The organism is Bacillus sp. L75 (genome assembly GCF_003676355.1).
GTDB lineage: Bacteria > Bacillota > Bacilli > Bacillales > Bacillaceae > Bacillus > Bacillus velezensis.
In genome coordinates, this window is the sequence record NZ_ML064914.1 from 1 (window position 1) to 15,332 (window position 15,332).

A 15,332-nucleotide genomic window follows, 5' to 3' on the forward strand; every position below is an offset into this window, starting at 1 on the left:
TATCATTACGGTAAAGGCAGCTCATTATGAGCTGCCTTTTTTGTGTTTTTCTGCATACATTATATAATATGAGAAACGTAACGATATGCCTTTTTGCAAAAGCAGGTTTTATGCTTGTGCAAAGTGGAAATAATAGAGATAGAGCGATACAGTTGAAAAATTTTGCGAAACACCTTATAGTAAGGTTAAAGTCAAATATAGTCAAAGTCAATGAAGGAGGGGGTTGAGTGGGACATAATATTTCTGACATCATTGAACAGTACTTGAAACAAGTATTAGATCAAAATGGCAAAGAAATTTTAGAGATCAAACGCAGTGAAATCGCTGATAAATTTCAATGTGTTCCTTCCCAAATAAATTATGTCATCAACACCAGATTTACAAGTGAAAGAGGATATATTGTTGAAAGTAAACGGGGAGGCGGCGGGTATATTCGTATTATCAAAATTAAAATGAATAACGAAGTCGTCCTCATCAATAATATTATTTCGCAGATTCATACCCACTTGTCCCAGGCAGCCTCTGATGACATTATTCTCAGACTGTTAGAGGACGGAGTTATATCGGAAAGAGAAGCTAAAATGATGGTGAGTGTAATGGATCGTTCAGTTCTATATATTGATTTGCCCGAACGGGATGAACTAAGAGCCAGAATGATGAAAGCAATGCTCACATCTTTAAAACTAAAGTAAGCGGGTGAAAAGATTGATTTGTCAAGAATGCAATGAGAGACCGGCCACTTTTCACTTTACGAAAGTTGTTAATGGAGAAAAACAAGAAGTTCATATTTGTGAACAATGTGCAAAAGAAAATAGCGATTCATACAGTATAAGTGGAAACCAAGGGTTCTCGATCCATAATTTATTATCAGGGCTGCTGAATATGGAGTCTTCATTTCAAAACACCGGTTCTCAAATGTTCGGCTATTCAGAGCAAGGGACAGCTTGTAAGAAATGCGGTATGACGTTTCAGCAGCTGAGAAAAACAGGGCGTTTCGGCTGTGCGGAATGTTACGATACGTTCTACAGCCAAATTACGCCGATCTTGCGAAAAGTTCACAGCGGGAATACGGTGCATGCCGGGAAAATTCCAAAACGAATAGGCGGAAACCTGCATGTAAGACGGCAAATGGAAATGTTAAAAAAAGAACTTGAATCTTTAATACACCACGAAGAGTTTGAAAGAGCAGCGGAGGTCAGGGATCAGATCCGATCGTTAGAGCAGAAGTTAAAAAGTAAAGACAGTGAGGGGGAACAAGGGTAATGTCGCTCAAGCATTTTATTCAGGACGCACTAAGCAATTGGATGAAGCAAAAGGGACCTGAAAGTGACATTGTACTCAGCAGCCGTATACGGTTGGCCCGAAACTTTGAAAATATAAAGTTTCCCGCCCGGTATACGAATGAAGAAGCCTCATCCATCATTCAGCAATTCGAAGATCACTTTTCAGGAAAAGAACTGCCTGATATCGGTCAATTTCATTTAATCAGAATGAGTGAAGCTCAGCCTTTGGAAAAACGGGTGCTGATGGAGAAACATCTGATCAGCCCGAATTTAACGGAATCCCCTTTTGGCGGCTGTCTGCTTTCTGAAAATGAAGAAGTCAGCATTATGTTAAATGAAGAAGATCATATCAGAATTCAATGCCTCTTCCCCGGCTTCCAGCTTCTCAATGCCATAAAAGCGGCAAACCAGGTTGATGACTGGATTGAGGAGAAAGTGGATTACGCCTTTGGAGAGAAGAGAGGGTACTTAACAAGCTGTCCTACAAATGTAGGGACGGGACTAAGGGCTTCAGTCATGATGCATTTGCCGGGCCTTGTATTAACTAGGCAAATGAATCGAATTATACCGGCAATTAACCAATTAGGTTTAGTTGTTAGAGGAATTTACGGTGAAGGCAGCGAAGCATTAGGAAATATCTTTCAAATTTCAAATCAAATCACACTCGGAAAATCAGAACAGGACATTGTAGATGATTTAAACAGTGTGGCTGCCCAGCTGATTGAGCAGGAACGTTCAGCCCGAGAAGCGCTTTACCAAACCTCGAAAATTGAATTGGAGGACCGGGTATTCAGGTCTTACGGTGTTTTATCCAACTGCCGTATGATTGAATCAAAGGAAACGGCGAAATGCCTTTCTGACGTTCGGCTGGGGATAGACCTGGGGATCATTAAAGGGCTATCAAGCAATATACTTAATGAACTGATGATTTTGACACAGCCGGGTTTTCTCCAGCAATATTCGGGCGGTGCATTACGGCCGAACGAAAGAGACGCGAGAAGAGCGGCTCTTATCAGGGAAAGGCTGCATTTAGAAATGAGTGCAAATAGACAGGAGGATGATTCGATATGATGTTTGGAAGGTTTACAGAGCGAGCTCAAAAGGTATTGGCACTGGCACAGGAAGAAGCACTGCGCTTAGGCCATAACAATATTGGAACTGAACATATCTTATTAGGTCTGGTTCGTGAAGGAGAAGGGATTGCGGCTAAAGCACTCCAAGCACTCGGACTCGGTTCGGATAAAATTCAGAAAGAAGTGGAGAGCTTAATCGGACGGGGACAGGAAATGTCTCAAACGATTCATTATACGCCAAGAGCAAAAAAAGTCATTGAGCTCAGCATGGATGAAGCCAGAAAGCTAGGACATTCTTATGTGGGAACAGAACACATACTTCTCGGACTGATTCGTGAAGGAGAAGGCGTAGCGGCGAGAGTTCTGAATAATCTCGGTGTCAGCTTGAATAAGGCGAGACAGCAAGTGTTGCAGCTTCTGGGAAGCAATGAGACGGGATCTTCTGCATCCGGTACGAACAGCAATGCAAACACGCCGACGCTGGACAGTCTGGCGCGTGATTTAACTGCGATTGCGAAGGAAGACAGTCTTGATCCGGTTATCGGCCGAAGCAAAGAAATTCAGCGTGTTATTGAGGTATTAAGCCGCAGAACGAAGAATAACCCCGTTCTTATCGGAGAACCGGGTGTAGGTAAAACTGCGATTGCTGAAGGCCTCGCACAGCAGATCATCAATAATGAAGTGCCGGAAATTTTACGTGATAAACGCGTAATGACATTAGACATGGGTACGGTTGTAGCCGGTACGAAATACCGCGGAGAATTTGAAGACCGCTTGAAAAAAGTAATGGATGAAATACGTCAGGCCGGCAATATTATTTTATTCATTGACGAACTGCATACACTGATCGGAGCGGGGGGAGCAGAAGGTGCGATTGACGCGTCGAATATCTTAAAACCTTCACTGGCCCGCGGAGAGCTTCAATGCATCGGTGCGACAACGCTTGATGAATACCGTAAATATATCGAAAAAGACGCCGCTCTCGAGCGCCGTTTCCAGCCGATTCAGGTGGATCAGCCCTCAGCCGATGAAAGCATTCAAATTTTAAAAGGGCTTCGTGACCGCTATGAAGCGCATCACCGCGTATCCATTACCGATGAAGCGATTGAAGCGGCGGTAAAATTGTCCGACCGTTATATTTCTGACCGCTTCCTTCCGGATAAAGCGATCGATTTAATTGATGAAGCCGGTTCAAAAGTGCGTCTCCGTTCGTTCACAACGCCTCCGAACTTAAAAGAGCTTGAGCAGAAACTCGATGAAGTTCGCAAGGAAAAAGACGCTGCCGTTCAGAGCCAGGAGTTTGAAAAAGCGGCTTCCCTTCGTGATACGGAGCAGCGCCTGAGAGAACAGGTGGAAGACACGAAAAAAACCTGGAAAGAAAAACAAGGCCAGGAGAACTCCGAAGTTTCTGTAGAGGATATCGCGATGGTTGTATCCAGCTGGACCGGGGTGCCTGTATCTAAAATTGCCCAAACGGAAACAGATAAGCTTCTCAATATGGAAAGCATTCTGCACTCCCGCGTCATCGGCCAGGATGAAGCTGTTGTAGCCGTTGCAAAGGCCGTCAGACGTGCAAGAGCCGGTCTGAAGGACCCGAAACGCCCGATTGGTTCATTCATCTTCCTAGGCCCTACAGGCGTTGGGAAGACAGAGCTGGCAAGAGCGCTGGCGGAATCCATTTTCGGTGATGAGGAAGCGATGATCAGAGTGGATATGTCCGAATACATGGAGAAACACTCAACTTCACGTCTTGTCGGTTCTCCTCCGGGATATGTCGGCTATGATGAAGGCGGCCAGCTGACAGAAAAAGTGAGAAGAAAACCTTACTCTGTCGTACTGCTTGATGAAATTGAAAAAGCGCACCCTGATGTGTTTAACATACTCCTGCAAGTGCTTGAAGACGGACGCTTGACTGATTCAAAAGGACGCACTGTGGATTTCCGCAACACGATCCTGATTATGACGTCAAACGTCGGAGCGAGCGAGCTGAAACGCAACAAATATGTGGGCTTCAATGTGCAGGATGAATCACAAAACCATAAAGACATGAAAGACAAAGTAATGGGAGAGCTGAAGCGTGCCTTCAGACCTGAGTTTATCAACCGGATTGACGAAATTATCGTCTTCCACTCCCTTGAGAAAAAACATCTTACAGACATCGTGTCGCTTATGTCTGATCAGTTAACAAAACGTCTGAAAGAACAAGATCTCTCTATCGAGCTGACGGATGCTGCAAAAGCAAAAGTGGCAGAAGAGGGCGTCGATTTGGAATACGGCGCACGTCCGTTAAGAAGAGCGATTCAAAAGCATGTGGAGGACCGGTTATCAGAAGAACTCCTCAGAGGCAATATTGATAAAGGCCAGCACATTGTTCTTGATGTTGAGGACGGCGAATTTGTCGTAAAAACAACTGCTAAAACGAACTAATATAGTGACAAACATGAGGCATACGTAAGCAAGTGTATGCCTCACTTTGTTATATAGAGAAATATTCGATAAGGAAGAGGTCTTACAACATATATGGCTAAATCAAAAACAAAATTCATCTGCCACTCATGCGGTTATGAATCCGCAAAATGGATGGGAAAGTGCCCGGGCTGCGGGGCTTGGAATACAATGGTGGAAGAAACCATAAAAAAAGCGCCGGCGAATCGGCGGGCGGCTTTCTCCCACTCCGTTCAAACCGTCCAAAAACCATCACCCATTACATCAATTGAAACATCGGAAGAACCCCGCGTTCAAACAAAGCTCGAAGAATTCAACAGAGTGCTTGGCGGCGGCGTTGTGAAAGGCTCGTTAGTATTAATCGGCGGCGATCCCGGGATCGGAAAATCAACGCTCCTTCTCCAAGTATCCGCACAATTAGCTGATACGGCCGGCAGCGTGCTTTACATTTCAGGGGAAGAATCCGTGAAGCAAACGAAGCTGCGCGCCGACAGACTTGGAATCAACAGCCAAATGTTACATGTTTTATCTGAAACCGATATGGAGTATATTTCGTCTGCTATACAAGAGATGAAACCCGCATTTGTTGTCGTAGACTCCATTCAGACCGTTTACCAAAGTGATATCACCTCAGCTCCCGGCAGTGTATCACAAGTAAGAGAGTGTACGGCCGAATTGATGAAAATTGCGAAAACAAACGGCATACCTATTTTTATCGTCGGGCACGTCACAAAAGAAGGATCGATCGCGGGGCCGAGATTGCTTGAGCACATGGTCGATACCGTTCTATACTTTGAAGGAGAGCGGCACCATACATTCCGTATTTTGCGGGCCGTAAAAAACCGTTTCGGCTCCACAAATGAAATGGGCATCTTTGAAATGCGGGAAGAGGGGCTTACGGAAGTGCTGAACCCTTCTGAAATTTTCTTGGAAGAGCGTTCTGCCGGGGCATCGGGTTCGAGTATCGTTGCGTCAATGGAAGGAACGAGACCGATTCTGGTTGAAATCCAGGCGCTCATTTCACCGACCAGTTTTGGAAACCCGCGCCGCATGGCTACAGGCATTGACCACAACAGGGTATCGTTAATTATGGCTGTGCTTGAGAAGCGGGTGGGTCTTTTGCTTCAAAATCAAGATGCGTATTTAAAGGTCGCCGGCGGGGTCAAACTGGATGAACCGGCGATTGATTTGGCAGTAGCCGTCAGCATTGCCTCAAGCTTCAGAGATACACCGCCGAATCCCGCAGATTGCTTTATCGGTGAAGTGGGTCTGACAGGAGAAGTCCGCAGGGTGTCAAGAATCGAACAGCGCGTAAAGGAAGCGGCAAAACTCGGCTTCAAGCGCATGATTATACCTGAGGCGAATGCAGACGGATGGACAATACCAAAAGGGATTGAGGTTGTCGGAGTAGCAAATGTTGCAGAAGCGCTTCGTACTTCATTAGGAGGATCATAATAGATGGAAAAAGAGAAAAAAGGGGCGAAACAAGAGCTTGACCTGTCTGCAATTCTGCAGTTCGTTGCACCGGGCACCCCGCTCAGAGCCGGGATAGAGAATGTACTTCGGGCAAATACAGGCGGCCTGATTGTTGTCGGATACAATGATAAGGTAAAGCAAGTCGTGGATGGCGGTTTTCATATTAATACATCATTTGCGCCCGCTCACTTATACGAGCTGGCCAAAATGGACGGTGCCATTATTTTAAGTGATTCCGGCCAGAAAATTCTTTATGCGAATACGCAGCTTATGCCGGAAGCGACCATTTCTTCTTCAGAAACGGGAATGAGGCACCGTACGGCGGAACGGGTGGCGAAGCAGACCGGCTGTCTCGTCATCGCCATTTCAGAGCGCAGAAATGTCATTACGTTATATCAGGACAGCATGAAGTACACACTAAAGGACATAGGATTTATTTTAACAAAGGCAAATCAGGCCATTCAAACGCTTGAGAAGTATAAAACCATTTTAGACAAAACGATTACGGCTTTAAACGCATTAGAGTTTGAGGAGCTTGTGACATTCAGTGACGTGCTGTCCGTCATGCATCGATATGAAATGGTGCTCCGAATAAAAAATGAAATCAATATGTATATTAAAGAACTCGGAACGGAAGGCCACTTAATCCGTCTGCAGGTGATTGAACTGATTACGGACATGGAAGAAGAGGCGGCACTTTTCATCAAAGACTATGTCAAAGAAAAAATCAAAGATCCGTTCGTGCTGTTAAAAGAGCTTCAGGATATGTCCAGCTATGATCTGCTTGATGATTCCATTCTGTTTAAGCTGCTTGGATATCCGGCTTCTACCAATCTTGATGATTATGTGCTCCCGAGAGGATACAGGCTGCTGAACAAAATTCCGCGTCTGCCGATGCCGATTGTTGAAAATGTGGTTGAGGCGTTCGGATTTTTGCCAAGCATAACGGAAGCCACTGTAGAAGAGCTTGATGATGTTGAGGGTATCGGCGAAGTGCGCGCCAAAAAAATCAAAAAAGGCTTAAAACGCCTTCAGGAAAAACACTATATAGATAGACAGCTTTAAGAATCGCTTAAACCTGTCGGAATCCGGGTATATTATTGTTAGTTTTTGTTTATTCTGAATTTGTAGGCTCTGACCCAGTCTGCTGAAAAAATGCTACTTAAAAGGAGGTGGAGGTATGTTAAAACGAATAGTTCAGGCGTTCTTCATTATTGTGGGCGGCGTTGTCGGTATCTTTTTAATACCTGAATTGTTTGTGCTGTCAAATATACAGGACATACCTTTAATAACAAACGCATATACGTCTGCTGCAATTGGTGCTATTATCTTTTTTCTCATCAGTATATGGACGACAGAATATGTGATTAATTGGGTAAAATGGATTGAAGATTCTTTGCTGAGAGCTCCGGTGCCGGATCTGTTATTCGGGAGTCTCGGATTGGTTTTTGGACTTATCATCGCATATCTCATTGTAAACGTGATTCCGCTGGACAATATTCCGTACCGTATATTCAGCACGATCATTCCGGTCTTTCTGGCTTTCTTTCTCGGTTACCTGGGCTTCCAAGTCGGATTTAAGAAAAAGGATGAACTGATCAGTCTTTTCTCCATTTCTGCAAGAATGCAGAAGAAAAAGGGAAGTGCTGATGAGGAGCAGGAGGAACAGGATAAAAGGCTGAAAATCTTGGATACAAGTGTTATTATTGATGGGAGAATTGCAGATATTTGTCAGACGGGCTTTTTAGAAGGCGTCATTGTCATTCCTCAATTTGTGCTGGAGGAATTACAGCATATCGCTGATTCTTCAGATGTTTTAAAACGTAACAGAGGACGCCGCGGACTGGATATCTTGAATCGCATTCAAAAGGAACTGGATATTACGGTTGAAATTTATGAAGGCGACTTCGAGGACATTCAGGAGGTTGACAGCAAGCTTGTCAAACTTGCGAAGCTGACATCCGGCGTCGTTGTGACGAATGATTTTAATTTAAATAAAGTATGCGAGCTTCAGAAGGTTGCGGTACTGAATATTAATGACCTTGCAAACGCGGTGAAGCCGGTTGTGCTTCCGGGCGAAGAGATGAATGTGCAGGTGATTAAGGACGGGAAAGAGCATAATCAAGGTGTGGCTTACTTGGATGACGGGACGATGATTGTTGTGGAAGAAGGCCGCAATTATATAGGGAAACATATTGATGTGCTCGTAACCAGCGTACTGCAGACAGCGGCGGGACGAATGATTTTTGCCAAGCCCAAGCTGCTTGAGAAAGCTCTTTAAGAGGGAGTTTATATGGAATATGTTGTCGTTATTCCGGCTGCCGGACAAGGAAAACGGATGAAGGCCGGGAAAAATAAGCTGTTCATCAGCTTAAAAGGTGCGCCTGTTATTATACACACACTGCGGGTTTTTGAAAGCCACGCACCCTGTCAGAAAATAATCCTGGTGATAAACGAGAGTGAACGGGAAGATTTTCGCCAGCTGCTGGCCCAATTTCCGATTCAGACGGAAATTGAGCTTGTTACCGGAGGTGCGGAGCGTCAGCACAGTGTATACGAAGGACTGAAAGTGATTGATAAGGACTCGGTCGTCCTTGTTCATGACGGAGCGCGCCCGTTTGTCACACATCAGCATATCGATAAGCTCGTTGAAACAGCAGAGGAGGCGGGAGCGGCTGTCCTGGCTGTTCCTGTGAAAGACACGATAAAACGGGCGGAAGGCTCCCGGGTTGCGGAGACCTTTGATCGTTCAAGCTTGTGGGCCGTTCAAACGCCGCAGGCTTTTCGTCTTTCTTTATTGAAGACGGCGCATATGGAAGCGGAAAACAAAGGCTTCTTAGGGACGGATGACGCCAGCCTCGTCGAGCGTCTTGATGGATATCAGGTGAGTATCGTTGAAGGCAGCTATACCAATATTAAGCTGACAACGCCGGATGACCTGATATTTGCGGAAGCAATCATGAAAGCGGAAAGTGGGAATCATAATGTTTAGAATCGGACAAGGATTTGATGTGCATCAATTAACGGAAGGCCGTCCTCTCATCATCGGCGGAATTGAAATTCCTTATGAAAAGGGGCTGCTCGGACATTCAGATGCTGATGTATTGCTGCATACAGTCGCAGACGCGTGTCTCGGAGCGGCAGGTGAAGGAGATATCGGCAAGCATTTCCCGGATACTGATCCGGAATTCAAGGATGCGGACTCTTTTAAGCTGCTTCAGCATGTCTGGAACATTGTAAAAGAAAAAGGGTACGTACTCGGAAATATAGACTGCACGATTATTGCGCAAAAGCCGAAAATGGCGCCGCATATTGATGCTATGAGAAAACGGATAGCGGAAGGCCTTGAGGCGGACGTCTCTCAAGTAAACGTAAAAGCGACGACAACAGAAAAGCTCGGGTTTACCGGAAGAGCCGAAGGAATTGCCGCTCAGGCGACCGTTCTGATCCAAAAAGCCTGATCATTGTTTTGATGCCCGGTCTATTTGGTGGTAGAATAGATACATATATTCGGCTAGAGGCTACAGACGAGATGAAAGGAAGTATTTGAACATGGGAAATGAAGTACGCGTTCGTTATGCACCGAGTCCGACCGGACATTTGCATATCGGTAACGCCAGAACGGCGCTTTTTAACTATTTATTTGCCCGCAGCCAAGGCGGAAAGTTTATTATCCGGATTGAGGATACGGACAAAAAGCGAAATATTGAAGGCGGAGAGCAAAGCCAGCTCAACTATTTGAAATGGCTCGGCATGGACTGGGATGAAAGTGTGGATATCGGCGGAGAATACGGCCCGTACCGCCAGTCTGAGCGTAACGACATTTACAAAAAGTACTATGAAGAGCTTCTTGAAAAAGGGCTTGCTTATAAATGTTTCTGTACGGAAGAAGAACTTGAGAAAGAACGTGAAGAGCAAATCGCCCGCGGGGAAATGCCGCGCTATTCCGGCAAACACAGAAACCTGACTCAGGAAGAGCAGGAGCAGTTTTTAGCCGAAGGCAGACAGCCGAGCATCCGTTTCCGCGTGCCGGAAGGGAAAATCATCGCATTTAACGATATCGTAAAAGGCGAGATTTCTTTTGAATCAGACGGCATCGGCGACTTTGTCATCGTCAAAAAAGACGGAACACCGACGTATAACTTTGCCGTCGCGATTGACGATTACTTAATGAAAATGACGCACGTGCTCCGCGGTGAGGATCACATTTCAAATACACCGAAACAGATCATGATTTTCCAGGCATTCGGCTGGGATGTTCCTGTCTTCGGACATATGACGCTTATCGTAAACGAAAGCCGCAAAAAATTAAGTAAACGTGATGAATCAATTATCCAGTTTATTGAGCAGTATGATGAGCTGGGTTACCTGCCTGAAGCGCTGTTTAACTTTATCGGACTTCTCGGCTGGTCTCCCGTCGGTGAAGAAGAGCTTTTCACAAGAGAACAATTCATTGAAATTTTTGATGTAAATCGTTTGTCTAAGTCACCGGCTCTGTTTGATATGCATAAACTGAAATGGGTCAACAACCAATACGTCAAAGCGCTGGATCTTGATCAAGTGGTTGAGCTGACCCTGCCGCACCTGCAAAAAGCAGGAAAAGTCGGCACTGAGCTTTCTGCCGAGGAGCAGGAATGGGTTCGTAAATTAATTTCTCTTTACCATGAGCAATTGAGCTACGGCGCTGAAATTGTCGAGCTGACTGATTTGTTCTTTAAAGATGAGATCGAGTATAATCAAGAGGCAAAAGCCGTTCTGGAAGAGGAACAGGTGCCTGAAGTGCTCAGCGTATTTGCTGCGAAGCTTGAAGAGCTTGAAGAATTTACGCCTGAGCTGATCAAAGCCTCAATCAAAGCTGTTCAGAAAGAAACAGGTCATAAAGGCAAAAAGCTGTTCATGCCGATTCGCGTAGCGGTTACCGGTCAGACACACGGTCCTGAGCTTCCGCAGGCCATTGAGCTGATCGGCAGAGAAACAGCCGTCAGACGCCTGAAAAGCATTTAAATATACGATTGTTGACAGGGAAGAGTATAAAACAATGACCATTACAGAAAGAATCTTCATCGGCTGAGAGAGATTCATGCGTCATGTTTTAGAAGTGCGCCCTTAAGACCTTTGAAGAACATTTCTGCGGAAATCAGTATTTAAAGGCGGCCGCCGCCGTTACCGGCTTTTAAGTTGGGAAAACAGTGACTTGTTTTTCAAACAGAGTGGAACCGCGCGGTAAAAGCGTCTCTGTCATGTTTACATGCAGAGACGCTTTTTTTATAGGCGGAAAAACAGACTGGAGCGGGGAGAGAATGGGGGGAAGCATGTGTTTTTTAAAATGCTAAAAGAAGACATAGATACAGTGTTCGATCAAGATCCGGCAGCAAGAAGCTATTTCGAAGTTGTTTTAACTTATTCTGGTTTACATGCTATATGGGCGCATCGGATTGCACATGCTTTATATAAACGGAGATTTTTCTTCCTGGCGCGCCTGATATCACAGATTGCCCGTTTCTTTACCGGAATTGAAATCCATCCCGGCGCGACCATCGGGAGAAGGTTTTTCATTGACCACGGTATGGGGGTCGTCATAGGGGAAACATGTGAAATCGGCAATAACGTGACGGTATTCCAAGGTGTCACTCTCGGGGGAACGGGAAAAGAAAAGGGGAAGCGGCATCCGACCATAAAAGATGATGCTTTAATTGCAACCGGAGCGAAGGTGCTCGGCTCTATTACGGTCGGGCAGGGTTCTAAAGTAGGGGCCGGCTCCGTTGTGCTTCGTGATGTTCCCGACTTTTCAACCGTTGTCGGCATACCGGGGAAAGTCGTCATTCAGAACGGAAGAAAAATCAAACGCGATCTCAATCACCAAGACTTGCCCGATCCGGTTGCTGACCGGTTAAGAGCATTGGAGCAGCAGATTTTTGAACTGCAGGCTGAACTGGAAGATAAAAAAGAAAGGATCAACCAAAAATGACCATTACACTTTATAATACATTGACACGGAAAAAAGAAACATTCGTTCCTCTTGAGGAAGGCAAAGTAAAAATGTACGTGTGCGGACCGACTGTATACAACTATATTCATATCGGCAACGCCCGTCCGGCGATTGTGTATGATACAGTACGCAACTATTTAGAGTATAAAGGATACGATGTTCAATACGTATCGAATTTCACCGATGTTGACGACAAACTGATTAAGGCGGCCAACGAGCTCGGCGAGGACGTCCCGACCGTTTCTGAACGGTTCATTAAAGCGTATTTTGAAGATGTGGGCGCCCTCGGATGCCGGAAAGCGGATCTTCACCCCCGGGTCATGGAAAACATGGGTGCCATTATTGAATTTGTCAGCGAACTGATTAAAAAAGGCTACGCTTATGAATCAGAAGGCGACGTCTATTTCAAAACAAGGGCCTTCGAAGGGTACGGCAAGCTATCTCAGCAATCAATTGATGAACTCAGATCAGGCGCGCGTATCCGTGTCGGCGAGAAGAAAGAGGATGCGCTGGACTTTGCTCTTTGGAAAGCTGCTAAGGACGGAGAAATTTCATGGGATAGCCCTTGGGGAAAAGGCCGCCCGGGCTGGCATATTGAATGCTCCGCAATGGTGAAAAAGTATTTGGGTGACGAAATCGATATTCATGCCGGCGGTCAGGACCTGACATTCCCGCACCATGAAAACGAAATCGCCCAATCTGAAGCATTAACAGGCAAGACATTCGCAAAATACTGGCTTCACAACGGATATATCAATATCGATAATGAGAAAATGTCAAAATCGCTCGGCAACTTTGTTTTGGTGCACGATATCATTAAGCAATATGACCCGCAGCTTTTGAGATTTTTCATGCTGTCCGTTCATTACCGCCACCCGATCAACTATTCGGAAGAGCTGCTTGAGAAAACAAAAAACGCGTTTAACCGCCTGAAGACGGCCTACAGTAATTTAAACCATCGTTTGATTAGCAGCACGAATCTGACTGACAATGATGAGGAATGGCTTGCTAAAATCGAAGAGCACCGCACTGCGTTTGAAGAAGCAATGGATGATGATTTTAATACGGCGAATGCGATTTCCGTTTGGTTTGATCTGGCGAAGCTCGCCAATTACTACATGCAGGAAGACAATACGGCGGATCACGTCATTAAAGCCTTTATCAGCATGTTTGACAGAATCGGATCTGTTCTCGGACTTACGCTCGGCGAAGAAGAGCTTGTCGACGAAGAGATTGAAGAGTTGATTGAGAAGAGAAATGAAGCCCGCCGCAATCGCGATTTTGCTTTGTCAGACCAGATTCGCGATCAGCTGAAAAGCATGAATATCATTCTTGAAGATACGGCCCAGGGAACTCGCTGGAAGCGGGGAGAGTAAGCGGATGCTTCAATTTGAACAAATCAAAGATTCAAAGCAGTTAAACGGTCTTGCGCTTGCTTATATGGGTGATGCCATTTTTGAAATATACGTCCGGCATCACCTGCTTAAGCAGGGCTTTACGAAACCGAATGACCTTCATAAGAAGGCGAGCCGGATTGTATCGGCAAAATCACAGGCAGACATATTGTTCCGCCTTCAGGACGAATCCTTTTTCACGGAGGAAGAGGAAGCCGTGCTGAGAAGAGGCAGAAACGCGAAATCAGGGACGACGCCTAAAAACACAGATGTACAGACGTACCGCCATAGTACAGCTTTTGAGGCTTTACTCGGATACCTTTTTCTTGAGAAAAGAGAAGAAAGACTGAATCAGCTGATTGCTGAGGCTATACAAGTCGGGACGTCAGGGAGGAAAACAAATGAGTCAGCAACATGATTACGTCATAGGAAAAAACGCTGTGATTGAGACGTTAAAGTCAGATCGCAAGCTGTATAAGTTATGGATGGCGGAAAACACAGTAAAAGGACAGGCGCAGCAAGTTATGGAGCTTGCTAAAAAGCGCGGCGTCACCATTCAATTTGTACCGAGGAAAAAACTCGATCAGATGGTGGAGGGGCAGCATCAGGGTGTTGTCGCCCAGGTGGCGGCATATGAATATGCACAATTAGACGAATTATATAAAAGAGCGGAAGAGAGAAACGAACAGCCTTTCTTTCTCATACTGGACGAGCTGGAAGACCCTCATAATCTCGGTTCCATCATGAGAACGGCTGACGCTGTCGGTGCACACGGCATCGTGATTCCGAAACGCAGAGCGGTCGGACTGACTTCGACGGTCGCAAAAGCTTCGACCGGTGCGATTGAACACATTCCCGTCGTGAAGGTGACCAACCTTGCCCGGACACTTGATGAAATGAAGGAGCGGGGGATTTGGGTCGTCGGAACGGATGCATCCGCCCGGGAAGACTACCGCTCTATGGACGGCAAGATGCCTTTGGCGCTCGTTATCGGAAGCGAAGGCAGAGGAATGGGCCGGCTTGTGAAAGAGAAATGTGATTTTCTCATTAAGCTTCCGATGGCCGGAAAAGTCACTTCTCTGAATGCGTCGGTAGCGGCCGGCCTTCTCATGTATGAAGTCTACCGGAAGCGCAATCCTTTAGGGGAATGAAGACAGATGGACATCCTGTTAGTAGACGGATACAACATGATTGGAGCTTGGCCGCAGCTAAAGGATTTAAAAGCGAACAGTTTTGAAGAAGCGAGAGATGTACTGATCCAGAAGATGGCGGAATATCAGTCCTACACGGGAATCAGAGTCATTGTGGTGTTTGACGCACACCTGGTAAAAGGCATAGAGAAAAAACAAACGAATCACAGAGTCGAAGTGATTTTCACACGGGAGAATGAAACGGCGGATGAGCGGATCGAGAAGCTTGCCCAGGCGCTGAATAATATTGCGACACAGATTCATGTCGCAACCTCCGATTATACGGAGCAGTGGGCGATTTTCGGACAAGGGGCTCTCCGTAAATCCGCCCGGGAGCTCCTGAGGGAAGTGGATACGATAGAACGCCGGATTCAAAGGCGGGTTTCAAAGATCACTTCTGAAAAACCACCGGGTAAAATCGAGCTGTCCGAAGAGGTTTTGAAAACGTTTGAAAAGTGGCGCCGAGGCGGTCTGGATTAGGT

The 15,332-nt window shown here is 45.8% G+C and carries 15 protein-coding genes and 1 other annotated feature; all 15 genes read left to right on the forward strand.

Annotation, left to right across the window (positions count from 1 at the left end):
- Window positions 1-227: 227 nt before the first annotated feature.
- Complete coding sequence (ctsR, locus tag D5S11_RS16730) at window positions 228-692, forward strand: transcriptional regulator CtsR (RefSeq protein ID WP_003156396.1); 465 nt, start codon at window positions 228-230, stop codon at window positions 690-692.
- A gap of 13 nt (window positions 693-705) precedes the next feature.
- The gene (gene mcsA / locus D5S11_RS16735; RefSeq protein WP_007410387.1) at window positions 706-1,263 is read left to right on the forward strand and encodes a protein-arginine kinase activator protein McsA; all 558 of its coding nucleotides are present in this window, start codon (window positions 706-708) and stop codon (window positions 1,261-1,263) included.
- Entirely contained in the window at window positions 1,263-2,354 is a 1,092-nt protein-coding gene (mcsB, locus tag D5S11_RS16740; RefSeq protein ID WP_003156398.1) for a protein-arginine kinase McsB, read from the forward strand. Before mcsA ends, mcsB begins: the two co-directional genes overlap by 1 nt.
- Entirely contained in the window at window positions 2,351-4,783 is a 2,433-nt protein-coding gene (gene clpC, locus D5S11_RS16745) for an ATP-dependent protease ATP-binding subunit ClpC (RefSeq protein WP_007410388.1), read from the forward strand. The genes mcsB and clpC overlap by 4 nt, the downstream gene beginning before the upstream one ends.
- 93 nt (window positions 4,784-4,876) lie before the next feature.
- Window positions 4,877-6,256 (forward strand): DNA repair protein RadA, encoded by a 1,380-nt coding sequence (gene radA / locus D5S11_RS16750; RefSeq protein ID WP_014304212.1) that lies wholly within the window; start codon window positions 4,877-4,879, stop codon window positions 6,254-6,256.
- 3 nt (window positions 6,257-6,259) lie between these two features.
- Window positions 6,260-7,342 (forward strand): DNA integrity scanning diadenylate cyclase DisA, encoded by a 1,083-nt coding sequence (disA, locus tag D5S11_RS16755; RefSeq protein ID WP_007410390.1) that lies wholly within the window; start codon window positions 6,260-6,262, stop codon window positions 7,340-7,342.
- 115 nt (window positions 7,343-7,457) lie between these two features.
- Window positions 7,458-8,558 (forward strand): PIN/TRAM domain-containing protein, encoded by a 1,101-nt coding sequence (locus D5S11_RS16760; RefSeq protein WP_003156403.1) that lies wholly within the window; start codon window positions 7,458-7,460, stop codon window positions 8,556-8,558.
- A gap of 12 nt (window positions 8,559-8,570) precedes the next feature.
- Window positions 8,571-9,269, forward strand: a complete 699-nt coding sequence (ispD, locus tag D5S11_RS16765; RefSeq protein ID WP_106080454.1) for a 2-C-methyl-D-erythritol 4-phosphate cytidylyltransferase — start codon at window positions 8,571-8,573, stop codon at window positions 9,267-9,269.
- On the forward strand, window positions 9,262-9,738 hold the full coding sequence (ispF, locus tag D5S11_RS16770; RefSeq protein ID WP_003156407.1) for a 2-C-methyl-D-erythritol 2,4-cyclodiphosphate synthase: 477 nt from the start codon (window positions 9,262-9,264) through the stop codon (window positions 9,736-9,738). The genes ispD and ispF overlap by 8 nt, the downstream gene beginning before the upstream one ends.
- A 91-nt stretch (window positions 9,739-9,829) precedes the next feature.
- Entirely contained in the window at window positions 9,830-11,281 is a 1,452-nt protein-coding gene (gene gltX / locus D5S11_RS16775; RefSeq protein ID WP_007410392.1) for a glutamate--tRNA ligase, read from the forward strand.
- 2 nt (window positions 11,282-11,283) lie between these two features.
- Window positions 11,284-11,517, forward strand: a binding site (T-box leader).
- 74 nt (window positions 11,518-11,591) lie between these two features.
- Entirely contained in the window at window positions 11,592-12,245 is a 654-nt protein-coding gene (gene cysE, locus D5S11_RS16780) for a serine O-acetyltransferase (protein ID WP_007410393.1), read from the forward strand.
- A complete protein-coding gene (gene cysS, locus D5S11_RS16785) occupies window positions 12,242-13,642 on the forward strand; it encodes a cysteine--tRNA ligase (protein WP_007410394.1) in 1,401 nt (466 codons plus the stop codon). Before cysE ends, cysS begins: the two co-directional genes overlap by 4 nt.
- A 4-nt stretch (window positions 13,643-13,646) precedes the next feature.
- Window positions 13,647-14,078 (forward strand): Mini-ribonuclease 3, encoded by a 432-nt coding sequence (locus D5S11_RS16790; protein ID WP_003156412.1) that lies wholly within the window; start codon window positions 13,647-13,649, stop codon window positions 14,076-14,078.
- Window positions 14,062-14,811 (forward strand): 23S rRNA (guanosine(2251)-2'-O)-methyltransferase RlmB, encoded by a 750-nt coding sequence (rlmB, locus tag D5S11_RS16795; protein WP_003156413.1) that lies wholly within the window; start codon window positions 14,062-14,064, stop codon window positions 14,809-14,811. The genes D5S11_RS16790 and rlmB overlap by 17 nt, the downstream gene beginning before the upstream one ends.
- 6 nt (window positions 14,812-14,817) lie before the next feature.
- Window positions 14,818-15,330, forward strand: a complete 513-nt coding sequence (gene rae1, locus D5S11_RS16800) for a ribosome-dependent mRNA decay endonuclease Rae1/YacP (RefSeq protein ID WP_003156414.1) — start codon at window positions 14,818-14,820, stop codon at window positions 15,328-15,330.
- The last annotated feature ends 2 nt before the right edge of the window (window positions 15,331-15,332 follow it).

Bases quoted from the DNA above. Each gene is read 5' to 3' on its own strand.
- mcsB (WP_003156398.1), top strand. From the start codon at position 1,263: ATGTCGCTCAAGCATTTTATTCAGGACGCACTAAGCAATTGGATGAAG.
- clpC (WP_007410388.1), top strand. From the start codon at position 2,351: ATGATGTTTGGAAGGTTTACAGAGCGAGCTCAAAAGGTATTGGCACTG.
- radA (WP_014304212.1), top strand. From the start codon at position 4,877: ATGGCTAAATCAAAAACAAAATTCATCTGCCACTCATGCGGTTATGAA.
- disA (WP_007410390.1), top strand. From the start codon at position 6,260: ATGGAAAAAGAGAAAAAAGGGGCGAAACAAGAGCTTGACCTGTCTGCA.
- D5S11_RS16760 (WP_003156403.1), top strand. From the start codon at position 7,458: ATGTTAAAACGAATAGTTCAGGCGTTCTTCATTATTGTGGGCGGCGTT.
- ispD (WP_106080454.1), top strand. From the start codon at position 8,571: ATGGAATATGTTGTCGTTATTCCGGCTGCCGGACAAGGAAAACGGATG.
- ispF (WP_003156407.1), top strand. From the start codon at position 9,262: ATGTTTAGAATCGGACAAGGATTTGATGTGCATCAATTAACGGAAGGC.
- gltX (WP_007410392.1), top strand. From the start codon at position 9,830: ATGGGAAATGAAGTACGCGTTCGTTATGCACCGAGTCCGACCGGACAT.
- cysS (WP_007410394.1), top strand. From the start codon at position 12,242: ATGACCATTACACTTTATAATACATTGACACGGAAAAAAGAAACATTC.
- D5S11_RS16790 (WP_003156412.1), top strand. From the start codon at position 13,647: ATGCTTCAATTTGAACAAATCAAAGATTCAAAGCAGTTAAACGGTCTT.
- rlmB (WP_003156413.1), top strand. From the start codon at position 14,062: ATGAGTCAGCAACATGATTACGTCATAGGAAAAAACGCTGTGATTGAG.
- rae1 (WP_003156414.1), top strand. From the start codon at position 14,818: ATGGACATCCTGTTAGTAGACGGATACAACATGATTGGAGCTTGGCCG.